Below are 24148 nucleotides of genomic sequence, written 5' to 3' on the forward strand. Positions count from 1 at the left end.
GAGCGGCGGGGCCAAAGGAAGAGAGGGAGCGGGCTCCCTCCCCTCCCAGGACTTCAGCGGCTACGGGCTGAACATGCCCGTGAGCACGCTGGCGCGGGCTCGGGGCAGCGAGCGCTTGAACGGGCTCGTCGCGAGGTCCGAGCCGGGCTGGTACCAGCTCTGGATTTCCGCGAAGTACGTCTGGCCCGCCAGCAGCACGCCCGGGGGCAGGTACACGCTCTGGAGATCCGTGTGCAGCGCCGCCACGCGCGTCGCGGTGGTGGAGCCGTTGCTCGTGCCCAGCCGGTAGATGTTCACCACGTAGTTCGTGGCCGTGCCGACCAGCGGCTTCGACCAGCGCAGCGAGGCGTCGGTCCCCACGCCCGTGAGGTTCTGGAACGCGCCGCGCGTGTTCACCAGGGGCGCCTGCACCGGCCCGACGAGGGGCTGCACGGGCGCGGCGGTGAACGCGCTCGCCTCCTGATCCACGCGGATGTCCACGCTCATCGTGTAGGGCCTCGCGGTTCCCAGCGCGTAGCTCTTCGTGAAACCCGCGGCGGCGAGCGCCACCTTCTGCCACGTCGCCGGGAGCGGGTTGTTGTAGGTCATGCTCCCCGTGACGATGTCGGTCCGCTGCGCGTCAGGATTGAGCTTCACGAGCAGCGGCTGCCCGCTGATGGACGCGATCGCCGAGCTCAGCGCGGCCGGCCGGGCGGACATCCAGATCTCGCTGTACGTGCTGACCGCGCCCGGGTTCACCTGGGTGCGCATGGCCTCGAACGCCGAGCGTCTCCAGTCCACCGCGAAGGTGCCTGTCGCGGCGGGCTGGGTGAAGGTTCCGCTGACGGTGGCGGGCTGGCCCTCCACCTGCGTCATGCTCGTGTCGAGCACCTTGTGCATCGCGCGGTAGGGCACTCCATTCGCGCTCGTCTGCCACCGCATCTGCGCCAGCGAGAACACATCCCCGAGGCCGCTGTCGAGCAGCACCGGGTTGAGCATGTCGGCGTAATTGAAGGTCAGCCCGGAGAGCGACGTGGCGCCCGCCAGGGGGAACCCCGTGACGCCGGTGTTGATGTAGCCGAACGCGCCCGGGTTCAACGAATACACTTCCAGGTAGTCCCCCGGCTGCCAGGGAGACAGGCCGGTGGCGGACACCGTCACGGGGGTAGGCAGTGAGACGAAGGTGCCATCGCGGCCCCACTCCGTGGAGCCCAGGTCGAACGCGCGGCCGGTGCTCACCAGGTAGCGCGAGCCCAGCTTCAGGTAGATGCGGCCGGAAGGAACGTTCGGCACGAAGATGCTGCCGTCTGCGGATCCCGTGCCCTGATAGGCCGTGAACGCCCCGGTCGTTGAGTCCCGCGTGTATGCCACCACCGACGTGGCGGACTGGTCGTAGGGCTTCGTCTCGTTGCCCGACGCGGCGACGAAGGTGACCGTGCTGGTGCCGGTGACCTGGGTGATCAGGCCTTGAGTGACCTGGGAGGTCGCGTCCGTCGACACGGAGGAGTCCACCGCCTCGGCCTCGTCGAGACCCGCGCAGCCGACCCCCGTCATGCCGACCAAAAGCCCGAGGGAAATCAATGACATATTCATTGTGGAGACGACCCTTTCGGCGACGCCTTGGATGGCGCCGCGCAGGGAGATTCATACCGGGTCGGTCTGACATTTCCGGCAGCACTCCGACCCCCATTTTCGCTCGGGGCGGTGAAAGCAAACGCGCTTGCCGGCGGGTGACATCACAGGGGCGCGGCTTCAGGGCGCGACGGTTTCGAAGACGTCCGCGTCCGGCAGGGTGAGGACGACCCGGCCCGCTTCGCCCAGCTTCTCGCGTGGTACGTCGCGGAAGCGCTGCACGAAGCTCGCGGACGGACGCAGCGTGAGCGACTGGCCGGTGTCGCGGTGGCGGAACGTGGTCGCGGTGTCCTCTGGAGCGGGCGCTGTCACCAGCGACAGGTTGAGCTTGCCCAGGCTGGCCCCGGTGGCCGCCGCGGCTCCGTCCGCGACGCAGGTGTTTGGACGTTCGCCGGGCTGTGATGGATGACCTCCAGCTTGAAGCTGCCCCGGGGCAGGCCCAGCTGCTGGAGCGCGTGTTCGCCCATCCGGTAGCCCGCGACCGCCCACGGCCCCGCGCCGCCATGCACCAGCGCCACCCGCTCCAGCGCGCCCGGTTCAGCGGGCGGGGTCGCGGTGGGCTTCGTGCTCGCGCAGCCCAGGGTGAGGCCCAGCGTGACGGAGAGCAGGAGGCGGCGGCGCACGGACATGGGGGCTCCGGAGGTAGGACGGGTGGAGCGTTCTATCTGGAAGCGACGGGCCCTGACGACCCACGACTCCGCCAGGCCTTCGGACGTGCGACCTCTCCACGCGGCACTCCACACAAACCTGTCCGACTGTCGGACAGGTTGGGACCGCGTCGGGGGAAGGCCTGGGTGTCCGTCGGCTTAGAGCGCGTACCCGACCATCAGCGACGCGGAGGCCCTGGGCACCAGCGCCGTGCCGGAGTCCCGCTTCGCCATGACGCCTCCGGCGGAGGCGCTCAGGAGCATCGACAGGCGGCTTCGCACGTCCAGCCGCACGCTCCCGGTGACGAGCGCCAGCGGTTCGAGCCCGAAGCGGGCTTCCTCCTCCGGAATCCGGGACTGGAAGACGGCCAGTGCTCCCGCCTCCATCGCGCCGCTGAACGTCCAGGCGCCCTGCTTCCAGTGCGGCCCCGCACCCAGCCGCAACTCCAGCTCCGTCTGCTGGAAGGTCACCCCGCTGCCCGTCCCCCGGCGTACCCCGAGCCCCAGGCTCGACGTGTCCACTCCGGAGAACAGCCGTCCTTCCCGCACCAGACGCACGTCCAAGCCCGCGATGGACGACAGGCCCGCCACGATGCCCGACGTCAGCGACGGCCCCACCGCGAGCAGCAGCGAAGCCCCCGCGCCCCCCTTGCGCGCGAGCCGCAGCCTCGCGGCCTCCTCGAACGTCGCGCCCCCCACGGTGACGGTTCCGTTGAGCGGCACCATCACCGACCGCTCCAGGTAGCCCTCATCCGCGCGCAGCAGCAGGCGGTACGCGCCGGGCGCCACGGCCAGCGTCGTAGGGCCCTCGCCCTTCTCCAGCTCCGCCACCAGCGAGCCACTCTCCGACGCCACCACCAGCCAGCGGCCCGGCGTCTTCACGTCGAGCGTCAGCCGACCGCGCGCCTGCTGCGGTTCGGAGAGGACCAGCTCGCCGCGTCCTCGCAGGTCCATCCGGAACGTGGGGCGCTGCACGCCTCCGGGTGACACGAGCGTGGACTCCAGCGTCCTCGCGTAGGCGTAGCGGTAGGCCTCCTCCAGCGTGACGCGCCCATCGCGCGATGCATCCGCCGCGCCGCGCAGTCCCACCGCCAGGTGGTGCGTGAAGAAGGAGCCCTGCAGCGCATCCGACTCCTGCGCGTACTCATCCGCGCCTGACGCGCTGATGACCACCCGGCCCTCCAGGTCCGAGGCCTCCATCGTGACGGGCGCGATCACGGGCTTGAGGCCCTTCAGGCGCGTGGCCCCCCCTGAGCGGCAGGAGTCCAGGATGAGCAGTCCCACGCCCACGGGCGCGCCCTTGAGGAAGTCCACCAGCTCGCGCATCGGCAGCTCGGTGCCGCGCAGGTGCAGGCTGCCGTCTCCCGCGTGCGAGGACACGTAGAGCAACAGCCAGTCCCGCGACGACGCCTCCGCGGCCAGCCTCGCTCGGAAGCCCTTCAGGGCCTCCCGCAGCGTCGCGGCATCCGCGCCCAGCAGCGTCATCGTCCGCTCCGGCGACACGGTGCCCACTTCCTGGAGCACCTCGCGCATCCGCTGCGCATCCGCCTCCGCGAAGCGCAGCCGCTCCTCGCCGGCCAGGCCCTGGTTCTCGCCTACCACCAGCGCCCAGCGTCGCGGCGCCTCCTCCACGGCCGCGGCCCTGAGCGGGCCCAGCACCGCGAGCAGCACCGCGAACACCTGGGCGCCCAGGCCCCAGCGGCGCGGGGTCCTCTCCTCAGCGGTCCTCTGGAGCCGGCCCACCGCCGCACACACCCGCACGCCCGGGCCCAGCGCCCGCCTCACGGCACGACCCTCAGCAGCGTGCGGGCCTGGGCCTTCCCGATGTCACCCGGCGTCTCCACGTCCAACGGCCCCTGCCCCTTCGTCCGTGCCTCCGCGACGCTCGACGTGAGCGCCTCGCGCGCCTGCTCCACGTCCAGCGGCGCGTCCGAGAAGAACGCATGCAGCGCCACCGACCCCGGCGTCACCTCCAGCGGCGGGGACAGCTTCACCTCCGCCCCTGGCGCCACCGTGCCGCTCGTCCGGCCTTCCTGTGGCCAGAGCCGGTCCACCACTCCCGCTTCATCCACCGCGAGCACCAGCACGTTCCGGTACGGCCCCGTGCCCACCGCCAGCGTCACGCGCTCGCCGGGCTTCGCGTCCAGCATCGGCGTGCCCTGCTCGGACAAGAGCCGCAATGCCACGGTGCCCTTCAACCGCACGCCATCGTCCGCACCGCGCGGCACGTAGACGACCAGCGCGAGCCCCACCGCCAGCGCCGCCACCAGCGGCACGCCCCAGCTCCAGCGGGGCTTCGTGGACCGGGCCCGCTTCTCCTCCAGCCTCGCCAGCACCGCCTTCGCTCGGGGCTCGCCCAGGCTCGACGCGCGCGCCTGCCGCAGCTGCTCGGCAACCTGCCCGCAGGCCGCGCAGGCCGCCACGTGCCGCTCCGCGCGCCCCGAGGCATCCAGCCCCGCGAGCCACTCGTCCAGCTCCAGCCTTGAAAGGTGCTCAGCCACGCCCCGCCTCCAGCGCTTCCGGCAGCCGCCCCAGCTCCGCCGCCTTCTTCCGGATGGAGTCCAGGTCGCGGACGATGGTCTTGCGCGACACGTCCAGCATCCCGGCGATCTCCTCCTGGGTCAGCCCGTCGAAGAAGTGCAGCGTGGCCACCTCCAGCTCGCGCTCGCCCATCCGCCCCACGAGGTGGCGGATGAAGTCCGCGGCCTCCCACTGGCTGGGCGTGAGCGCCGCGGCCTCCGGGGCCTCCAGGAGCGCCGGCTCCCGCAGCTGGCGCGAGCGCAGCGCGTTGAGGCACAGGTTGGTGGTGACGCGGTACACGTACGTCATCGGACGGGCCTCCCGTCGGAACCGCGCGCCAGCCGTCAGCATGCGCTCGAAGACCTCTTGAACGATGTCCCACGCATCGGCATCGCGCCCCAGCAGCGCGAGCGCGCGACGGTGCACCACGGGCGCGAAGCGCTCGTAGAGCTGCCTGAGCTCCTCCGCATCGAGCCCGCTCCCCATCCGCCTGGTCCGACCTTCCTTTTCGTCCTTGAGACACCCGGCCCCGGCGGCCTGGGACATCGCATCGCATTCGCGATGGGCCGTGGGATATTAGTCCCACCCCGGCGGCATGTCCCAGACCGGCCGCACCGGGTGTCCCAAGCGCCGTGAAACGACCCGTCCTCGCCTCCCTCATCGCGCTCCTCGCCGCGTGCTTCGACCCGCTCTACGAGGACCCGTCGCTCATCGGCGAGGCGTCCTGGGCCGTCTGCTGCGTTGGCGGACAGGTGGACACCTGCCTCTGTGAAGTGACCGAGGTCTGCGACACGACCTTCCGGGCGTGCGCCGCCGGCACCTGCACGGTGTCGCTCAGCCAGAGCTGCGGTTCCGTCCAGGGGGGCCAGGACGCCGGCAACGATGACCCCGACGGTGGCGTCAGCGTCGAGGACGCGGGCTCCACCACCGACGCGGGCACCAGCACGGACGCAGGCACCAGCACCGACGCAGGTACCTCCACGGACGCGGGCGTGGACGCCGGCACCGACGCGGGTGTGGACGCCGGCACCGACGCGGGCGTGGACGCGGGCCCCCAGCAGCCCGTGAGCTACGAGCCGTGCTGCGACCCGTCCTCCCACCGGGTCACGACCTGCCAGTGCGCGCCCTCGGGCTGCGGCTCCAGCCCTCCATTCACGCCCTGTGCGTCCGCCCGCTGCGCGCTGGCGGGAGAGTCGTGCGGGTGAGATACCGGGCGGGATGACGGGCACGTTCCGGTCGCTGCGGGGCTTCAACTACCGGACGTGGGCGGCCGGAGCCATCGTGTCCAACGTGGGCACGTGGATGCAGCGCACCGCCCAGGACTGGCTCGTCCTCACCCAGCTCACCCACAACAACGCCACGGCGGTGGGCGTGGTGATGGCGCTCCAGTTCGCGCCGCAGGTGCTGCTGCTCCCGCTGACGGGCTTCGCGGCGGATCACCTGGACCGCCGCAAGCTCCTGTTCGCCACGCAGGCGACCCTGGGGGCCCTGGCGCTGGGGCTGGGGCTGCTCACGCTCTGGGGGCACGTGCGGCTGTGGCACGTCGACGTGTTCGCGTTCCTCCTGGGCTGCGTCACCGCGTTCGACGCCCCCGCGCGCCAGACGTTCGTGGCGGAGCTGGTGGGCGAGGAGGACCTCTCCAACGCCGTGGCGCTCAACTCCACCTCGTTCCACGCCGCGCGCATGCTGGGGCCCGCCATCGCTGGGGTGCTCATCTCCTGGGTGGGCTCCGGGTGGATGTTCGTCATCAACGCGGCCTCGTTCGGCGCGGTGCTCTGTTCCCTGAGCCTCCTTCGCACGAGCGAGCTGCACGTGCGCGACCGGACGTCAGGCACGCGCGGGGGCCTGCTGGAGGGCTTCGCCTACGTCTGGAAGCGGCCGGACCTGAAGGCGGTGCTGATCATGTTCTTCCTCATCGGCACCTTCGGGCTCAACTTCCCCATCTTCATCTCCACCATGTCCGTGAGCGTCTTCGGCCAGGGCGCGAGCGGCTACGGGCTCCTGACGTCCATCATGGCCATGGGCTCGGTGACGGGCGCGCTGCTCTCCGCCCGGCGCGCGCAGCCGCGCATCGGGCTGCTGGTCACCGGGGCCGCGGTGTTCGGCGCCGGGCTGCTGCTCGCGGCGGTGATGCCGGCCTACGCCCTCTTCGGCGTCATGCTCGTCGTCATCGGCGTGTCGGCGCAGACCTTCACCACCACCGCGAACAGCCTGGTGCAGCTGTCCACCGACCCGTCGATGCGCGGGCGCGTGCTCGCCATCCTCCTGGCCATCGCGCTGGGCGGGACGCCCCTGGGCGCCCCCGTCGTCGGGTGGGTCGCGGACACGTTCGGTCCGCGCCAGGCGCTGTGCGTGGGCGCCGCGGCGGGCTTCGTCGCGGCGCTCGTGGGACTGCGCTACCGCGCGAAGTCGGCTACTTCTTCTCCAGGATGACCGCGTAGAACTCGATGCCCACGCCCTGGCGGTCCTCCTCGGTGATGTAGTCCTCGGGCAGCCCCAGGAACCGGCTCACCGGCTGGACGCCGCCGGGGCCGGGGGTCCACGGCTCGCAGAGCTTGAGGTACTCGGGCAGGGAGAACAGCTCGAAGGTCTCCCCCATCTTCTGGAACATGCCCACGAACTGCTCCCACTGGGGCGTCGTCTTCGCGGGGTCCTTCGTCTCGAACGTGGTGAAGAGCCTGGAGCCCGGCGCGGCCCAGTCGTAGAGGTCGCGGAAGAACTTCTGGTTCTCCTCCGCCTTGAGGAACACGGTGATGCCGTTCGCGCCGATGGCCACCTTGCGCTCGCCGCCCAGGAAGTCGCGCACGTCGGGGCGCTCCAGGAAGGGCTTCGCCTGGCGGATGTCGCACTCCAGGTAGCGCACGCGCGGGTCGTCCCCCAGGAGCACGCGCGCCTGCGCCATGGTCAGCGGGTTGATGTCCGAGTACAGCACCTTCACGTCCTGCGGCAGCACGCCGTGCACGTGGTCGTTGGTGGGCAGGCCGGACGCGAAGTCCACCCAGTGCGTGAAGCCCTCCGCGGACAGCCGCTTCGCCGCGGTCTGGAGGCACGCGCGCAGCATCCGCACCCACTTCCGCGTGGAGGGCAGCAGCGAGAACATGTACTCCGCCGCCTGCCGGTCCGCCTCGAAGTTGTGGGTGCCGCCCAGCGTGTAGTCGTAGATGCGTGCCGCGTCGGGAACCTGGGGATTCACGCCCGGCACGCGGGCCAGCTCGTTCACATCCATGGGGGGTCGCTCCGTGAGCCTGGTGTCCGGGCATTGTGCCGGTCCGCTCGCGTGGTTGCACCCTTCCTACGGAGCGACGCCCGCGACCTGGCGCAGCAATTCCAGGGGGCCCAGCGCGGCGACCGCGTCGAACTGCTCGGGCGTGCGCACCAGGAGCGACCCCGCGAAGCCCAGCGCGTTGACGTTGACGCCCAGGTGCTCCGCGCGGCAGCGGGGCACGAGCAGCATCCAGTCCCGCGTGACGAGCAGGTTGTACGGCGCGGGCTCGCCCAGGCCCATCGCCTCCCGCAGGAGCCGGTAGGCCGCCAGCATCCGCTCGCCCTGCCCTGGCGCTCCCCATGGCCCCAGGCCCGCCAGCAGGTGCGCGAACGGCAGTGACTCCGCGGCGATGACGCGGCCGGGCCCCGGCAGCGGGGGGAGCAGCGCCTCCACCGGCGCGCGGCGGCCGTCCGGCCCCAGGGGCGGCACCAGCTGCAGGTGCTTGTGGCGCTGGCTCGCGCCGGCCGTCTCCCCCGCGTTGTAGAAGGCCAGCCCGTCCAGCCCCTCCAGGCACGTGGAGAGCGCGTCGAAGTCCGCGCGGGTCAGCAGCGCGTCCTGCGACTCGAAGGCCCGCGTCACCAGCAGCAGGTGGTGCTCCACGACGTTGAACTTGTTGAGCAGGCACACGTGCGCGGGAGGCACGTCCCCCAGCACGAGGTCCGGCTCCGGGTTCGCGAACGGGTTGAACGGCTCCGTGCCGGCCGGCGGTGCCGGCCGCTTGCGCTCCTTGAGCGCCACCCGCCCCAGCACGCGCACCTGGAACGTGGTGTTCGCGATGGGCAGCGTGCGCGCTTGCGTGGCGATGGGCTGGAGCGCCCCGGTCTCCAGCGCGTGCCGGGTGACGGCCAGCGTGCGGGGCCACAGGGCGGCGGGCGTCAGCGGTGCGGCGTTCACGGGCGGGCTCCTGTCGTGAGGCCCGGAGTCTGTGCCGTCCGGCGCCGCCAGCGTCAACCCGCTTCCGGTAGGAGAAGCGCCGCGATGTCCGCCTCAGCGCGGAGGGCGGAAGACGTACTGGTACTCCGGTGACGGGCTGCCGGGCGGGTACTGGGCGTCCATGAAGGCGACGTGCGCGTGGTGGGTGATGAGCACGTCCTGGAGGCTGTCGTAGAGCACCACCACGTTCGTGGCCTTGCCGGTGGGGTCCAGGTCCACGCGCACCTTCAGGTTGCCCTTGAGGTCCGGCTTCTCCATCAGGTGCTCCAGGTACAGCGCCACCAGCCCCAGCGACACGCGGTCGTAGATCTGCTCCACCGTGCCCTTCGCGGGCGCCGCGGGCAGCCGCAGCTTCTTGGAGAGCTGCGCGGCCTCCTCCACCGCCTCGGGCACGGGCCGCTCTGGGGCGGCGAGCCCCGCGCGGTACGCCGCCACGGCCTCGAAGTAGCGCTCCTGCTTGAGCAAGAGCCGCGCCCGCCGCACCTGGATGTCCGCGCGCTGGGGCGCGAGCGCCACCGCCTGGTCCAGCCGGGCCTCGGTGCCGGCCGCGTCCTGCTTGCCTTCCGCCAGCGTCGCCAGCCGCAGCAGCGGCTCCGGATCCTTCGGCGTCGCGGCGGCCAGGCGCACCAGGGCCTTCGCCTCGTCGTCCGGGCGGTTCAGCTCCACGTTGAGCCGCACCCAGGTGGCGAGCACGGCGGGCTCCGCGCCCCCGAGCGTCGCGTAGCGCTCCAGCATCTTCACCGCCTGCGCCTTGTCGCCCGCGGCGAGCCACGCCTCCGCCTGCCGCCGGTGCGCTTCACGGTCATGCGGCTGGAGCGCGACGAGCAGCGCGCCGGCCTCCGCGCCCGCCTTCGCGTCCCCGGCCTCGCGGGCCAGCCGCGACAGCACCTGGAGCGCCTCCGGCTGCTCGGGCCACTCCTTCACCGAGCGCACCAGCAGCGCGCGCGCCTCGGCCGCGCCCCCGGGCCGTCCCGCCAGCAGCAGCGCCAGGTCGGTGCGGAAGCGCGGGATGTCCAGCTTCGCCAGCGCCTCGCGCAGCCGGCCTTCCGCCTCCGCGGGCTTGCCTTCCGCCTGGAGGCGCAGGCCGTCCGCCCACAGCGCGGGCGCGAAGCCGGGCACCACCTTGCGCGCGGTCTCCAGCGGCGCGGCCGCGTCCTTCAACATGCGCCAGCGCACGTAGACCAGCCCCATGCCCACATGCGGCCACGGGTTCTCCGGGTACACCACCGCCAGCGCCTTGAACTCGGCGAAGCTCTCGTCGGAGGGCAGCGCGAGGAAGGCCCGGTATACGCGGGGCATCGGGTCCTTGGGCGCCTTCGCCTCCTGGGCGTCCAGCTCCGTGCGCAGCGTGCTGGGGCTGCCCTGGACGCGCGCCGTGTCCATCCGCTGGAGCATCGCCATGCCCTGCGCGGCCGGGGCGGGCACAGGCCTCGCGCCAGCCGCCGGCAGCGCGCACAGCACGGACAGCAGCAGGCACGTCAGGACACGGGACGTCATCGGAGCTTGAGGGGAGCTTGCGGGCGAGCCGGGCGGAACGAGGAGCATCCGGAGGCTACCAGATGCCCGCGCCCGCCGACGCAGGGGAGTGTTTACACAGCTTGCTTGAATTACATGGACACAAGCGATGTTTCACGCGCGCGGGAACGGGGCGGAATGGCCCTGGAGGGCGACCGCGCTTTCGAGCGTTGGACGCCACCCTGGCGGTAGGTCTTGACCAGAACCAGCGGTGCTGGGCGGAATGGCCCCCATGGCCACCGCCGACAAACTCGTATTCCCGACCATCGTCGAAGGACTCTTCGTCCGGGGACTGTCCGGGAAGGTGTCCTTCGCGCTCAAGGAGCAGCTGCGCAAGGAGGGCCTGGACCTGGACCGCCCGCTGCAGCCGGCGTACTCGCTGGACACGTGGACGCGCTGCGTGGCGCTGACGGCGAAGACGCTCCACCCGGAGCAGCCGGAGCAGGTGGCGTGGCGGATGCTGGGTGAGCGGATGATCGACGGCTACCGCGACACCATGGTGGGCCGCGCGCTCCTGGGCGTGCTGCGGCTCATCGGGCCCAAGCGGATGCTGCTGCGTGCGAAGCACAGCTTCCGCACCGGCAACAACTACACCGAGGTGGTCATCACCGAGCGCGGCGAGCGCGAGGCGGACCTGTGGCTCAACGAGCCCGGCCTGCTGCGCTACTTCAAGCAGGGCGTGATGCTGGCCACGGTGCGCGCCGCCAGCGGCCCCGCCACGCAGGTGGACGTGGTCCAGTTCGACGACGACAGCGTCACGTACCGCGTGACCTGGGGCGCCCCCGGCTCCTGAGTCCGCCCAGGTCCCCCCCGCGGATCCGCGACCCCGGGGCCCCTTGCTCGTACCTGTCCCCATCTGCCAGCGTGAAGGTCTGGGCGCGGCGTCCGGGCCGTGAACGGCCGCGCAAGAGGGGGCTTCATCCAATGCCGTCGAGCGAGCGCGCCAACCTGCCGCGCTGGAACGGTCATCAGCGGGGGTTCTTCGAAATCTGGTTCCTGGTGGTGCTCGACCCCGGCGGCGATCGCGCCTGGTGGTTGCGCTACACCCTGTTCACCCCCGCCCCGGGCAGCGGCGGCGAGCCTCGCGCCACGATGTGGGCGGCGGCGTTCGACTGCGCGTCGAGCGACCGGCCCGCGGTGGCGCTCAAGGCCATCCACCCGGCCTCCGCCTTCACGGCGCTGCCCTCGGGCGGCGTGCGCATCGCGGACTCGGAGCTGACGCCCGGCCACTGTCACGGCCAGGTGGCCAGCGGGGGGCACACCATCACGTGGGACCTGCGCTTCCAGGGCGGAAGCCCCGGGCCGGTGCGCCGGGAGCCGCGCGGCACCGCGCTCCTGCCCCTGCCCACGCACGTCTCCCACGTGCACGACGACGCCACCTTCGAAGGCACGGTGACGGTGGACGGCGAGCGCATCGACGTGAAGGGCGCGCCCGGCCTGCAGAAGCACCTGTGGGGCCACCGGCGGCTGGAGGAGCTGACGTGGCTGTACTGCCCGCGCTTCCGCGAGGACGACGCCGCGCGGCTGGAGCTCATGGCGGTGCGCGCGAAGCGCAAGCGGGGCCACCCCCAGCTGTCGCCCATCTACCTGCGCACGCGCGACGCCGAGCACACGTTCCACGAGGTGCCCCACGTGCTCCTGTCGAGCGTGACGTCGCCCGCGTCCGGAGAGCTGTCCTTCCGCGCCGCGTCCGCCACCGTGGCCATGGAGGGCCGCGCGTGGTGCGACCCGCGCACGCTGGTGGGCTACGCGTACCGCGACCCCACGGGCTGGGACGTGCTGGTGGCCCAGAGCGACGTGGCCCGGTGCGAGGTGCAGCTCTTCTCCCGCCCCCATCCCTTCGCGGCGTGGCGGCCCACGCAGAAGCTCACCTCCACCGTGGGCGCGCTGGAGTTCCACGGCCCGGAGCCGATGCCGGGCGTGCGCTACATCCCGTGGGACGGCACCGCGCTCGAAGCGGAGGAAGCGCCCGGCGACGCCGAGGACGCGCCGGCCCTGGGGACGGGCTGAGGCCAGGGACGCCCGCCCCGGCCTTCCGGGAGGGAGGGGCTTACGGGCCCGGGCCCGGGGTGCCGTCCGGTCATCGGGGGGAGGAGCCTCCCCTGGCTGTGGAGGGGGACGGCCGTGGCCACCCTCTGGGGTGACGGCCCGACCCTCCCCCCATGCCCCATCACCGGCTGCTGAGACACCTCCAGTCGCTCTTCCGGGTGGAGCCCGGCAGACCGGCCCTGTGGGCGGGCATCCGGGCCGCCGTCGCCACCGCCCTGCCCCTGTGCCTGTCCTACCTGCTCACCGTGCCCGCGGCCAGCTGGGCGGGCCTCACGGGCCTGCTCGTCACGCTCGCGGACAAGGGCGGCTCCTACCGCGTGCGGGCGCGCGTCATGGGCGCGGTGACGGTGCTGGGGGCGCTGGTCGGCATGCTCGCCGCGCCCGCGGGCCGCACGTACCTGGTGGATGCCACGCTGCTGCTCGTGGGCGTCACGGCGGCGAGCTTCGCGCGCAGCTACGGCGAGACGGCGGGCTCCGTGGGGGGACAGCTCGCAGTCATCTTCGTCGTGTCGCTGGGCGCGCCCGCGGCCTCGCTGCGAGAGGCGGTGCTGCGCGGGGCCGCGCTGCTCCTGGGAGGCCTGTGGGCGATGGTGCTGTCGCTGCTGCTGTGGCCGCTGAGGCCCTACCGCCCCGCGCGCCGGGCGGTGGCGGAGGTGTACGCGGGGCTCGCGACCGCGGCGGAGGCGCTGCGCGGGGCGACGCTGGAGGGGGCCACGCCCGACGCCTGGGCGGAAGGGCTGAAGCGCCATGCACGGATCCGTCCGGACATCGAACGGGCGCGCGGCGTGCTCGCGGCCACGCGGCGCGGGAGGCCGGACGAGTCCCGGCGCGGCGAGCACCTGCTGGTGCTGGTGGAGCTGGCGGAGCCGATGGTGGCGCTGCTCAGCGCGCTGGCGGAGGCGATGCAGGTGGTGGGGCGCGACCCGCACCTGCACGCGACGCGTGAGCGGGTGGCGCGGCTGTGCGAGGCCTTCGCCGCGATGGGCCTGTGGGTGGCGCGAGCGCTGGTGCAGGAGCGCAACGAGGGCATGCGCGCTCCGCCCCGGCTGGCGCTCAAGCCCCGGCACCGGCGGCAGCCCGCGAGGATGGCCGCGCCGTCGGTGCGGCACACCACGGAGGGGCCGCTGTCCACGCACGTCGCCACGCTGCTGGACCGGCTGCGGGAGAGCGCGGGCGTGGCGCACGAGACGGCTTCGGGTCTGCTCTTCGGCGACCCGGTGTCGGCGCGTGGCAGGGGGACGGTGGGAGGGCTCGAGGAGGGGCCGGGGCGCTCCTGGTGGCAGCCGCTTCGGGACCACCTGCACCGGGACTCGGTGGTGCTGCGGCACGCGCTGCGCACGGGGATGGTGGCCACGGCGGCGCTGGGGCTGACGCAGGCGTTGCAGGTGGGGGACGCGCACTGGGTGAGCCTGGTGGTCATCTCCATCCTCCAGCCCTACGCGGGCAGCACGGAGGAGCGCGTGCTCCAGCGCACGCTGGGGACGCTGGTGGGCGCGAGCCTGGCGGCGCTCATCGCGACCACGGTGCACACGCCGCCCATGATGATTGGCGTCATCAGCGTGCTGACGGCCATCTCCGTGACGCTGCTGCCGCTGAACTTCGGCGCGTTCCAGGTCCTGCTCACGCCGGACTACCTGCTCATGGCCACGCTCAGCTCCGGGGACTGGACGGTGGCGTCGCAGCGCTCGCTGGGCGTGCTCATCGCGGGGACGCTGGCGCTGGTGGGCTCCTGGACGTTGTGGCCCAGCCCGGAGCGCCGCCGCTTCCCGGACGCGGCGGCCTCCGCCCTGCGCGCGGATGGGAAGTACCTGCAACAGCTGGCCACGCACCGCAGCGGCACGGAGCCGGCGGTGAACGACGAGCGCCGCCGCCTGGACCAGGCGCTGATGGAGGCGGAGTCCTCCTTCCAGCGGCTGATGACGGAGTACCGGGGCCCGCCCCAGCACCTGGAGCCGGGCATGGCGCTGCTCACCTACGCGCGGAGGTTCGCGCTGGCGGTGACGGCGCTGGGCACGGGACGGCGCGAAGGGAGGACGGCGTCCGTGCTGCCGCAGCAGCTGGCGCAGCGGGCCAGCGACAGCCTGGAGTTGCTCGCCCGAGCGCTGCAGGAGCGGCGCGAGCCCCCGCCCCTGCCCGCCCTGGCGCTGCCACGCACGAGTGACGACCCGGTGCTGGGCGCGCTGCTGGAGCGCGTGCCCCGGCAGCTCGGCATCCTGCACGGCGCGGTGGCGCGGATCAGCGAGGACCCGTCGCTGCGCTGACGGCCTTGGGCGTGGCGCAGGCGGACTGGTAGTCCTGGAGCTTGCGCTGGAAGCGCTCCCGTTCCGGCGCGGGCCACTCCTTCGGCAGCAGGTCCACGGCCTTGCGTTGTTCCGCCAGCGCCTCGGGGCACTGGTTCAGGCCGAAGTGCGCGGCGGCGGCGGTCTCCAGCACATAGGGGTTGGGGTGCTCCCCCATCACGGAGCGGCGGATCACCGGGCGCAGCGCCATCAGGGCCGCGGCGTATTGCCCGGCCTGCACGCGGTGCCAGGCCATCTCCGTCGCCGTCCACTGGAATCTGGGCGCCAGGGCATGGGCCTGTGCGAGCACCTTCGGGTAGTCCGGATCCTCCGGCGTGTGGACGGCGAGCTGCATCGCGAGGTTGGCCCAGGCCCCGCCGCTTTGGGGGAAATGGGCCACCCGCAGCCGCGCCCAGCCCAGCTTCTGCTCCAGCGAAAGCTCATCCTCGGCGGGGCCTCCATAACGGAGGTTGAAGGTAAAGGAATACGAGGTCGCGGCGGCATGTCCCGCCAGGCTCCAAGGCCGGTAGCGGCTCTCACCCAGCTGCGCGATGAAGTGTTGAGAGGGCCGCCCGGAGCCATCCTCGACGACCTGGCAGTCCCGCACGCGCTCATCCACGTCGATGCGGCATTGCAGGATGACCACGGCGTACTCGCTACGGAAGGACCGGCTTCTCTCCTTGGGGTGGGTCACCCCACCCCGGGTCCGCGCCGGCGGGAGGCTCTGCTCCTTCAGGAACTGGCACGCCTGCTCATGGTCCGCGTCGCACGCCGCCTGAAGGTCGCCCCAAGCCTGAACGACCTGGGCCTCGGTGGGCCTTCCCGCCAGGGTCTGGACGGCTTCGTTGAAGACCCCAGGAGCCTGTCCGGCCTCCAGTTCCAGGACCGGAGCATCCACGGGAGTCTGCGAGGAGGTGCCACCGGCGAGGACCGGGTTCCGCGCCACCCGCTTCGCGTAGGAGGCGGGGTCATCCAGGAAGGCATCCATGGCCAATGCCAGATGCCCATGGCTCGCCCCGGGTGGCGGCAGGTCGGACGGAAGCGGTCGGTGGGCACAGCCGGCGGAGAGCACCAGCAGGGAAAGAAGGAGCAAAGGCCAACGCATGGCGCCGCACTCTAGCGCATGGCTTCAGGGAACCACCGGAGCCGCCACGGACGTCGTGGCGGCGACCAGGTTCCCCGCACCGTCCTTCGCCAGGCCATACAGCTTGATGGCCCCTGTCACGGCAGGCAGCCGGACGCGCCACGTACCGGGAGTGCTCCCCTTCCGGGACTCCAGCACCGTCACGCGGTCGCGCTCCGCGCGGGTCGCCGCGCCCCGGAAGTTGTAGGCGAAGGACACGTCCAGCGGCGTGGCGGAGGTGACGTCGAACGCCACGTCCGCCCAACCCTTCTCCACGCCCCGGACCTCCAGGCGCACCGGCACCGGGAGCGCCGGCTCTGGCTTCGTACCCGTGTACGCCTCCCCCACCGCGTGCCACGCGGGCCGCGTGGAGGTGCCGGACAGCATTCCCAGCCACAGTCCGGTGTGGTCCAGCGTCGCGCTGTAGTTGAAGACAAACAATCCCAGACACCGGCCCGCCTGGACGTGCGGCGCCAGGGCGTTGCGCCAGCCGTCCACGATGACGGCGTACTTCTCCCCGTCACCCGGCTCCACGGGCAGGCTGCGCGCGTCCTTGGGGGCTTCCCATTCGCCCTGGGCGCCGAACTCGGTGATGAACCACGGCTTGCGCCCGCCGGCCTGCTTCACCGCGTCCGCCAGCGCATGGACGCCCCGGCCGTAGACGTTCAAGCCATACGCATCCAGCGAGGGGACGTACTTCTCCCAGAGCGGTATGCCCAGCGTCCACGCATCCACGGACAGCACGGGGTGCCCGGGGTCCGCCTTCTTCACCGCGCGGACGACCTTCTCCAGGAAGCGCGCGTAGGCGACCTTCGACGGCTCATCCGGAGAATTGAGGATGACCTCGTTGCCCAGTCCCCATGCGAGCACCGCCGGGTGGTCCTTGAAGCGGCGCACCTGCGCGAGCGTGGCCTGGAGCTGCGCCTCGCGGCCCTTGGCGTCGCGCGCGTAGTCGAAGGCGTCGTCATTCTCCATGCCCGCGCGGCCCGGCCGCAGCCACAGCCCCACCAGCACGCGCAGGCCATGCTTGTGCGCGGCATTGAGCAGCGCGGGAGTCTCCTCGCCGGTGCCCCAGGTGCGCAGCGTGTTGACGCCCAGGGCGCGCAGCTGCTCGCAATCCCTGTCGAAGTTCGCGGGCCCGCCCGTGCCGCTGAACGTCACGCCCTTGGCCACATAGGGCTGGCCGTCCACCTCCAGCTTCCACCCCGCCCCTGCCTTCACGATGGCGGTGCGAGCCTCCACGTTCCACCCGGGGAACAGGAGCGCGGTCAACAGCAGGATGCCGACAGCGAAGGAATGGGCGTTGGCCATGGAAACGGTGAGTGTAGAGCGCCTTCCATCCCTGTCAGCGGCGCCTCGCACGAACCTGTCCGACTGTCGGACAGGTTTGGAAGACTCCGGCCAGGCTTGTCGCGGTCCGGATGTCAGGAGCAGCATTCCCTGGCGTCCGCGTGGCTCGTCCCGAGAGCTGCATGGACGGCTCGGTGGAACTTGGCGGAAAGGCGGTCATGCCATGAAGCTGGAGGGGAACGGCTGGAGCGGTGACTTCTACGGCTCCTGCCCGATGCAGGGCGACGGCGAGGTGGATGGGCGTCCGTTCTACTTCCGTGCGCGCTGGGACTCGTGGGAGCTGGACATCGCGGAGCCGGGCGGAGACCCCATCAACGTCGACGACGCGGCCATGGCGCGCGGAGAGGGATGGCGCCACGAAGAGACCTGGCCGGGCGGCCCCTACGACGCGGGCTACATGGAGCTGGATGACGTGCATCGGTGCATGGACCGCGCTGTCGCCCTCTTCCGCCTCAGCCAGCCAGCCACTCCGTAGGCCCGCGACTCCAGCGGCCTAGCACTTGTCGTAGGCCCCCGGGGCACCGGGGGACTTGCGGCGGTAGCACATGCGCACCTCGTTCGCGGCGTCGCGGCAGCTGGACTCATAGACGCTCTCGCCCGAGGGCATGTCGATGAACTTGCCGCACTCCCGGCTGGACTCCTTGACCTCCAGGAAGCGTGGAAACGCGTCGCCCACCGGCGTGACCTTCGCCTCGGTCGAGCCGTTGACGAAGCCGGAGTGGCTTCCCGACTCGAGGGTGAAGATGGAGCGCAGCGAGCCCTCCTGCGCCTCCCAATACGACAGCGTCTGGTATTCGTTGCGTGAGTCCGCGTCGGTCTGCTCGACGCGGAAGACCTGCCGGACGGGGTCGGTGAGGTTCTCGAAGGAGAACACGACACGGTAGGCCTGGCTCTCCACCACGCCCGGCAGGAACTCCATCGGAAGGGCGCAGAAGGTGTTCTTGCCGCCGAGCGGGTGAAGCACCACGCCAGACAGCAGCTTCAGCCCATCGCACGCCTGCCCGCGGGCCTGGAGGACGAAGTCCTGCGCGTCCGCCGACACGATGCGTGCACGGAAGACGTCGAGCTGCGCCGACGCCGGCCCCTCCTCCTTCAGGCACTCCTGCCGCTCCCACGCCGGGTCCAATCCCAGCGGGTGGAGGAGCTTCCGCAACCCGGCGGTCGTCTTCGCCGCACGCACCTGCTTCTTCAGCTCCTGTGGATCCACCACGACCCGGAGCGCGGGTGGACATGCGTCCTGGCCAGCCTTGCTGGGAGCCGTAGGGGCCGGTGGCTCCTCGGCGGCCGCCGGGGTCATGGCGAGGACCGCCAGGAGCACGGCGGCCCGGAAGCGCGGGAGGGGCGTCACTGAGCGAGTCGTCGCGGATGAGGAGAGGTGTCTGGGCATGAATTTCCCGCGCAATCCTGACATGGGATTGCAATGGCAGCCAGCCTGCCCGCCAGGCCTTCAGGATCGGTGGGGCGCGCATGCGGTTTCGTGCTACTCCGGCGCCGTGGACCCGCTTGTCACCGCACTCGAACCGGCGCCCTGGGCGGACGAAGTGCCAGAAGCCTTCCCGAGCCCCTTCGACGCCGTGGGCCCGCACGCCCTCGCGCGCCGGGCCGCGGAGTCACTGCAGGCCACGCTCCGTGATGGGGTCATTGCTCCCGGGCTGCCAGGGGAGGTCCTCCAGGGGCCGGACGGCGGAAAGATGTTCGGAGTGCTCGTGGTGCGGCAGCCGGATGGGACCTTCGGCGTGCTGCGAGCCTTCTCCGCGATGCTCGCGGGACGCTGGGACGTGCCGGGCTTCGTGCCCCCCGTGTTCGACCGTGAGGCACGTGCCCGCGTGGAGCCAGTGGCCGATGCCACGGTGAAGGCCCTGCTGGCCCGAGCCGAAGCCTGGAGTGCTTCCGAGGAACTGCGCCGCCTGCGCACGGAGGATGACGCCCGCCAGGCCCGCGAGGCCACGGAGCGCGAAGCCATGCGCCTGCGCCATGAGGCCCGCCGCCGCCAGCGGCATGAACGCCGGGCGGAGATCCTTGCCATGCAGGGGCTCACGGAGGCTGAACGCGCGCAGGCACTGCACGCGCTCGACCAGGAGAGCCGGGGTGACAAGGCGGAGAAGCGCCGGTGGGACGCAGCGCAGGAAGAAGCGCGGCGCCAGCTTGCCCCTGCCCGCGCCAAGGCAGAGCGCCGCGTGCGCGCCCTGGACCGGCTGCGGCGCATCGTCTCGCGCGGCTTCATGAGGCAGCTCCACGACACCTACGCCATCACCAACGCCCGGGGAGACACCCGCCCGCTCCGCTCGCTCTACGGCGGCGCGGAACCCCCATCCGGCGCGGGTGACTGCGCGGGCGCGAAGCTGCTCGCCTACGCCTTCGCGCATGGCCTCCAGCCGGTGGCGCTCGCGGAGTTCTGGTGGGGGACGCCGCCCGCGTCCGGCGGCCGCATCCAGGGCGCGTTCTATCCGGCGTGCCGCGACAAGTGCGGTCCCCTGCTCCCGTTCATGCTGGAGGGCCTGGAGGTCTCCGCGCCGCGCGTCTTCGTCCCGCCGTCCGCGCCCACGCCGGAGCTCTCCATCGTCTTCGAGGACGCGTGGCTCGTCGTCATCGACAAGCCCTGCGGCCTGCTGTCCGTGCCGGGCCGGGACGCCGCACTGCTGGACTCGGTGCTCACCCGCCTGCGCGCGCGGTATCCGCACGCCACGGGCCCGCTGCTCGCGCACCGGCTGGACCTGGACACCTCCGGGCTGCTCGTCGCGGCGCTCGACAGCCGCACGCACGCGTCGCTTCAGCGCCAGTTCCTCCACCGCGACGTGGCCAAGCGCTACGTGGCGCTCATCGATGGCCCGGTCCAGGGAGACACGGGCACCATCACCCTGCCCCTGCGCGTCGACCTGGACGACCGGCCGCGCCAGATTGTCGACCCCGTGCACGGCAAGCCCGCGGTCACCGACTGGGAGGTCCTCCGCCGCGCAGCGGGCCACACGCGCGTGGCCTTCCATCCGCGCACCGGCCGCACGCACCAACTCCGCGTCCACGCGGCGCACCCGCGGGGCCTGGGCGCGCCCATCGTGGGAGACCCGCTGTACGGACACGCGGGCCTCCGCCTGCACCTGCACGCCGAGACGCTGTCCTTCGTGCACCCGGCGACGGGGCAGCGCGTGTCCTTCACCCGCGCCGCCCCGTTCTGAGCGCTCGCGTCAGTTGACGAGCAGCACCTTGCCCACGCCGCTCTGCTCCGCGACCTTCTGGGCCTCGCGTGCTTCGTCCATCTTGAACGTCCGGCTGATGGGAATGACCAGGTCGCCCTTCGCGGCGCTCTCCGCGATCTGCGAGAGCCGGTGCGCATCCGGGTGGGCCATGAAGCTGCGCACGACGAGCCCCTTCTCCTTCGCGCCCTTCGGCTCCCCCAGCACGCTGCCCACGGTCCCGCCGTGCTTCACCTTGTCGAGCACCGCCGCCACGGCCTCGCCGCCCACCGTGTCCGCCACCGCGTCCAGCGTGGGCAGCTTCGCGACGTCCTTCGGATCATCCAGCGCGACGACGCCCTCCACGCCCAGCTTCCGCGCCTCGTCCACCTGCTTCTTGCGCACGCCCGCCCAGATGCGCGCGCCCCGCGCCCGCGCCGCGAAGATGGCGGAGCGCCCCACCGCCCCCAGCGCGCCCGTGACGAGCACCGTGTCCCCATGCGAGGGCCGCACGTGCTCCTCGATGAGCTGCGTGCCCGTCAGCGTCACCAGCGGCAGCGCGGCGGCGTCCCGCAGGTCCAGATTGTCGGGCACCTTCGCCCAGCACTCCGTGGGCGCGACCACCGTCTCCGCGTAGCCGGCGTTCACCAGCCCCATCACGCGGTCGCCCGGCTCGAAGGCCTCCACGCCCGTGCCCACCTCCACGACCTCGCCGGCCACGTCGCGCCCGAGGATGGCGGGGAACTTCAGGTCCAGCCCGCCCTTCAGGTCCCCCCGGCGGATCTTCCAGTCCACCGGGTTGATGCTCGCGGCGGTGACGCGGACCTTCACCTCACCCGGCCCCACCTTCGGCTCGGGCATCTCCTGCACCGCGAGCACCTCCACGTCCCCATAGCCTTTGAGCACGACCGCTTTCATCCGGGCCTCCACGTAGCCGAGCGAGGGAAGAGACTTCCAACGTCGGCCCAACGGTAAGCACCCACGAAGGGGGCGCCATCGTCCGCGGCCGGTCGCCCCGCCCCCTGCTCCCCTGGACGGGGCGGCGTGTCAGCGGGGCTGGAACTCCAGCGCCTCGCGCAGCACCGGATAGGAGTCCTCGGCGGCGGTGCTGCCCATGAACGTGTCCAGGTGGCCGTAGCCGGGCAGCATGCGGCGCTGGTACCAGCGCGCGCCGTTCGCCTCGCGCAGCCACTGGAAGGTGCGCTCCGTGGACGACGGCAGGTAGCAGCGGTTGCGCTCGCTGGAGATGAACGTGATGGGGCGCTGGAAGGGCTCCGGATCCAGGTAGTCCGGCGGCCGGGCCTGCCCGTAGCGCAGCAGGTTGCCCACGCGGCCGTAATCGAACTTCACCGCGTGACCGCCGCGCGCCATCTGCCCCAGGTGGCGGAACGTCAGCAGGTTGCAGCGGCCGAACTGCTCCTCCAGCCGCGCGTGCGTCTCCGGATTGAGCCGCGCGTGCCGGTACAGCGGGCCGTACATGAAGGACAGCCGGTGGCACACCGGGCTGTCACACTCCATCCGCAGCAAGCCCGCCACCCGGGTGAAGGCCGCCTGGAACAGCGGCGTGCGGGACGCGTCATCCGGCGTGAGCGAGTCCAGTCCCGCGTCCAGCAGCTCCGGCACGCGCAACAGCGCCTTGAAGCGCGTGGAGGCCGGCGTGTGGTGGTGCAGCGCCACCTGCGACGCCACCACGGTGCGCACGTCCGGCAGGTGCCCCGCGGCCATGGACATGAAGAACGCCGCGGACCCCGCGCAGTGCACCACCGCCTGCACCGACTCCGCGCCGGTGATTTCGCGCACGCGCCGCACCGCCGCCGGCATGTCGTGGTCCGCCGCGTCGTCCAGCGTGAACTGCCGCAGGGGCAGCTGCACGCTGGCGCGCCAGTCCAGCAGCCACGTGTCGTAGCCGTGGCGCACCAGGTGCTGGACGAAGTTCTCCTTCAGCGTGGGCAGCATGAACATGCCGCTCCACACGCCCGCGCCGTGCACCAGCAGCACCGGCCCCTTCGTGCCCCCCACGTAGCGGGTGAGCTTGAGGGGCACGCCGTCGCCCGCGAGGAAGTCGTACCGCTCCGCCAGGGGCAGCCCCTTGAGGGTCACGTCCTGCGACAGCGTCCGCGACACCGCCGCGCCGCTTCGGTAATCAAAAGCCATGGGCCACCGCCTCCGCGATGCGCTCGGCCACCGCGCTGATGGTCATCACCGGATGGAAACCGATGGACGTGGGGATGACGGAGCCATCCGCCACGTACAGTCCGGGGTAGTTGAACACTTCGCCCTCCTTCGACACCACGCCCCGGGCCGGCGACTCCGCCAGGTGCGCCCCGCCCAGCGAGTGCACCGTGAACGGCCGGCGGAACAGCTCCCAGGTGACGAGCGGCGCGAACGTGCCGCCGTACTGCGACGCCAGCTCGCGCATCGCGTCCGTCATGCGGTTCACGAGGGCCGCGTTCTCGTTCGCGTAGTCCCACTCGATGTCCAGCCGGTCGCCCTTGAGCACCATGTGCCCGTTGGCGTTGTCCTGGCCAATGGCGAACAGGTTGCTCGTGCGCGAGGGGTCCACCCCGGTGCCCAGCGGCTTGTTGAACAGCCCCTTGGCGAACGCGCCGTGCATCAGCGGCCACAGCTTCGTCCACAGCGGAGACCCCACGCCGCCCAGCAGGCCCAGCCGCGGCTGTCCCATCCCCGCGAGCACCGCCGTCGCCGGCTGGTTGAACGTGGCCGTCACCATGGTGAAGCGCGGCGCGGCGTCGAAGAAGCGCATCACCGTGGCCACGTCCGGCCCCTCCCACGGCATGATTTCTTCCCGGCTGCCGTGCAGCGAGCCCAGGAAGTCGCCGTTGCCGGAGTAGCCCTTGCCCAGCCACTCGCTCACCAGCGGCAGCGTGCGGGCCCGGTCGCGGCTGCGCAGGAGAATCTCCACCGTGCCCAGCGCCCCGGCGGACAGCACGACGCGGCTGCCCTCCACGGACGTCTTCTCCCCGGTGGCCAGGTCCTTGAAGTGCACGCGGTAGCCGCCCGCGACGCGCTGCACGTGGGACACGGACAGGCCCGGCCACACCGTGGCGCCCAGCTTCTCCGCGCGCGCCAGGTAGGTGAGGTCCAGGGTGTTCTTCGCGCCGTGCTGGCAGCCGAACTCGCACTCCGCGCAGCGCTGGCAGGCCTTGCGGCCCGGAGCGGAGGGCTCCGTCCAGGAGACGGCCTCGTCCGGGTCGAAGGTCTTACGGCCCATGCGCTGGGCGGCCTGCTGGAACAGGTCGCGCTTCTTCAGCGGGATGGACGCGGGGAACGGCTTCACGTCCAGCTCGCGCGCCACCTTGTCGTAGTACGGATCCAACGCCTCGCGGGAGAAGCCCCGGGGCCAGCGCGGGTGGTCGAAGACGATGGGGTCTGGCCGCACGTGCACGTTGGCGTAGATGAGCGACCCGCCGCCCACGCCGCTCGCCGTCACCGTGCCGATGCCGGACAGGAAGCGCACGTCGTAGAGCCCCCGCGCCTCCGGGCGGACCGGATGGCGCCAGAGCAGCTCGTCCGCGCGCGTGATGTCCCGGGGGAACTGGCCCGGGGCGTACCGGCGGCCCCGCTCCAGCACCGCCACTGACTTGCCCGCCTGCGCCAGCCGGAGCGCGGTGATGGAGCCACCGAAGCCGGAGCCCACCACCACCACGTCGTACCGCTTCGCCATG

22 protein-coding genes are annotated in these 24148 nt (G+C 72.1%); 7 read left to right on the forward strand and 15 right to left on the reverse strand.

Annotated features, from left to right (window positions below):
- Positions 1-60: 60 nt before the first annotated feature.
- From NR792_RS15600 to NR792_RS15625, 6 genes are all read right to left on the reverse strand, one after another.
- A complete protein-coding gene (locus NR792_RS15600; protein ID WP_375760820.1) occupies positions 61-1572 on the reverse strand; it encodes an ABC transporter substrate-binding protein in 1512 nt (503 codons plus the stop codon).
- Between the two features lie 159 nt (positions 1573-1731).
- Positions 1732-1947 carry a hypothetical protein gene (locus tag NR792_RS15605; protein ID WP_375761629.1) on the reverse strand — a complete coding sequence of 72 codons (216 nt, stop codon included), beginning with the start codon at positions 1945-1947 and terminating at the stop codon, positions 1732-1734.
- Positions 1920-2240 (reverse strand): FmdE family protein, encoded by a 321-nt coding sequence (locus tag NR792_RS15610; RefSeq protein WP_375760821.1) that lies wholly within the window; start codon positions 2238-2240, stop codon positions 1920-1922. The genes NR792_RS15605 and NR792_RS15610 overlap by 28 nt, the downstream gene beginning before the upstream one ends.
- Before the next feature lie 177 nt (positions 2241-2417).
- Positions 2418-4043, reverse strand: a complete 1626-nt coding sequence (locus tag NR792_RS15615; RefSeq protein WP_375760822.1) for a caspase domain-containing protein — start codon at positions 4041-4043, stop codon at positions 2418-2420.
- Positions 4040-4759, reverse strand: a complete 720-nt coding sequence (locus NR792_RS15620; protein WP_375760823.1) for a hypothetical protein — start codon at positions 4757-4759, stop codon at positions 4040-4042. Before NR792_RS15620 ends, NR792_RS15615 begins: the two co-directional genes overlap by 4 nt.
- Positions 4752-5264, reverse strand: a complete 513-nt coding sequence (locus NR792_RS15625) for an RNA polymerase sigma factor (protein ID WP_207048529.1) — start codon at positions 5262-5264, stop codon at positions 4752-4754. The genes NR792_RS15620 and NR792_RS15625 overlap by 8 nt, the downstream gene beginning before the upstream one ends.
- A gap of 146 nt (positions 5265-5410) precedes the next feature.
- Between NR792_RS15625 and NR792_RS15630 the strand changes: the two genes are divergently transcribed.
- Positions 5411-5983: a hypothetical protein gene (locus NR792_RS15630; protein ID WP_375760824.1), complete on the forward strand. Its 573-nt coding sequence runs from the start codon at positions 5411-5413 to the stop codon at positions 5981-5983.
- Between the two features lie 13 nt (positions 5984-5996).
- Positions 5997-7211 carry an MFS transporter gene (locus NR792_RS15635; RefSeq protein WP_375760825.1) on the forward strand — a complete coding sequence of 405 codons (1215 nt, stop codon included), beginning with the start codon at positions 5997-5999 and terminating at the stop codon, positions 7209-7211.
- On the opposite strand, the gene NR792_RS15640 is transcribed toward NR792_RS15635, so the two are convergent.
- The 3 genes from NR792_RS15640 to NR792_RS15650 all read right to left on the reverse strand — a co-directional run bounded on the left by NR792_RS15640 (position 7192) and on the right by NR792_RS15650 (position 10473).
- Entirely contained in the window at positions 7192-8004 is an 813-nt protein-coding gene (locus NR792_RS15640) for an SAM-dependent methyltransferase (protein ID WP_375760826.1), read from the reverse strand. The two genes, NR792_RS15635 and NR792_RS15640, sit on opposite strands and share 20 nt — an antisense overlap.
- 66 nt (positions 8005-8070) lie before the next feature.
- The gene (locus NR792_RS15645; RefSeq protein WP_375760827.1) at positions 8071-8937 is read right to left on the reverse strand and encodes an ATP adenylyltransferase; all 867 of its coding nucleotides are present in this window, start codon (positions 8935-8937) and stop codon (positions 8071-8073) included.
- Between the two features lie 93 nt (positions 8938-9030).
- Positions 9031-10473: a hypothetical protein gene (locus NR792_RS15650; RefSeq protein WP_375760828.1), complete on the reverse strand. Its 1443-nt coding sequence runs from the start codon at positions 10471-10473 to the stop codon at positions 9031-9033.
- 250 nt (positions 10474-10723) lie between these two features.
- Here NR792_RS15650 and NR792_RS15655 point away from each other — a divergent pair, with 250 nt between their 5' ends.
- The 3 genes from NR792_RS15655 (at position 10724) to NR792_RS15665 (ending at position 14801) form a co-directional block, all read left to right on the forward strand.
- Positions 10724-11284, forward strand: coding sequence for a DUF2378 family protein (locus NR792_RS15655; RefSeq protein WP_375760829.1), 561 nt, complete (start codon positions 10724-10726; stop codon positions 11282-11284).
- Between the two features lie 131 nt (positions 11285-11415).
- Positions 11416-12501 (forward strand): hypothetical protein, encoded by a 1086-nt coding sequence (locus NR792_RS15660; protein ID WP_375760830.1) that lies wholly within the window; start codon positions 11416-11418, stop codon positions 12499-12501.
- 152 nt (positions 12502-12653) lie between these two features.
- Positions 12654-14801, forward strand: a complete 2148-nt coding sequence (locus NR792_RS15665; protein WP_375760831.1) for an FUSC family protein — start codon at positions 12654-12656, stop codon at positions 14799-14801.
- Here NR792_RS15665 and NR792_RS15670 read toward each other — a convergent pair.
- Positions 14776-15807, reverse strand: coding sequence for a tetratricopeptide repeat protein (locus NR792_RS15670; protein WP_375760832.1), 1032 nt, complete (start codon positions 15805-15807; stop codon positions 14776-14778). The genes NR792_RS15665 and NR792_RS15670 overlap by 26 nt on opposite strands.
- 141 nt (positions 15808-15948) lie before the next feature.
- Positions 15949-17253: a glycoside hydrolase family 2 TIM barrel-domain containing protein gene (locus NR792_RS15675; RefSeq protein WP_375760833.1), complete on the reverse strand. Its 1305-nt coding sequence runs from the start codon at positions 17251-17253 to the stop codon at positions 15949-15951.
- Between the two features lie 202 nt (positions 17254-17455).
- Here NR792_RS15675 and NR792_RS15680 point away from each other — a divergent pair, with 202 nt between their 5' ends.
- Positions 17456-17767: a hypothetical protein gene (locus NR792_RS15680; RefSeq protein WP_375760834.1), complete on the forward strand. Its 312-nt coding sequence runs from the start codon at positions 17456-17458 to the stop codon at positions 17765-17767.
- An 18-nt stretch (positions 17768-17785) separates the two neighbouring features.
- On the opposite strand, the gene NR792_RS15685 is transcribed toward NR792_RS15680, so the two are convergent.
- Complete coding sequence (locus NR792_RS15685) at positions 17786-18640, reverse strand: hypothetical protein (protein ID WP_375760835.1); 855 nt, start codon at positions 18638-18640, stop codon at positions 17786-17788.
- Between the two features lie 193 nt (positions 18641-18833).
- Here NR792_RS15685 and NR792_RS15690 point away from each other — a divergent pair, with 193 nt between their 5' ends.
- A complete protein-coding gene (locus tag NR792_RS15690) occupies positions 18834-20465 on the forward strand; it encodes a pseudouridine synthase (RefSeq protein ID WP_375760836.1) in 1632 nt (543 codons plus the stop codon).
- Positions 20466-20474: 9 nt separating this feature from the next.
- Here NR792_RS15690 and NR792_RS15695 read toward each other — a convergent pair whose 3' ends face one another.
- The 3 genes from NR792_RS15695 to NR792_RS15705 all read right to left on the reverse strand — a co-directional run bounded on the left by NR792_RS15695 (position 20475) and on the right by NR792_RS15705 (position 24147).
- Complete coding sequence (locus tag NR792_RS15695; RefSeq protein WP_375760837.1) at positions 20475-21380, reverse strand: NADP-dependent oxidoreductase; 906 nt, start codon at positions 21378-21380, stop codon at positions 20475-20477.
- A 129-nt stretch (positions 21381-21509) separates the two neighbouring features.
- Positions 21510-22616 carry an alpha/beta fold hydrolase gene (locus NR792_RS15700; protein WP_375760838.1) on the reverse strand — a complete coding sequence of 369 codons (1107 nt, stop codon included), beginning with the start codon at positions 22614-22616 and terminating at the stop codon, positions 21510-21512.
- Positions 22606-24147, reverse strand: coding sequence for an FAD-dependent oxidoreductase (locus NR792_RS15705; protein ID WP_375760839.1), 1542 nt, complete (start codon positions 24145-24147; stop codon positions 22606-22608). The genes NR792_RS15700 and NR792_RS15705 overlap by 11 nt, the downstream gene beginning before the upstream one ends.
- Position 24148: the final 1 nt, after the last annotated feature.

Origin of the sequence: Corallococcus exercitus, assembly GCF_042231735.1 — a bacterium.
Classification (GTDB): Bacteria; Myxococcota; Myxococcia; order Myxococcales; family Myxococcaceae; genus Corallococcus; species Corallococcus exercitus_B.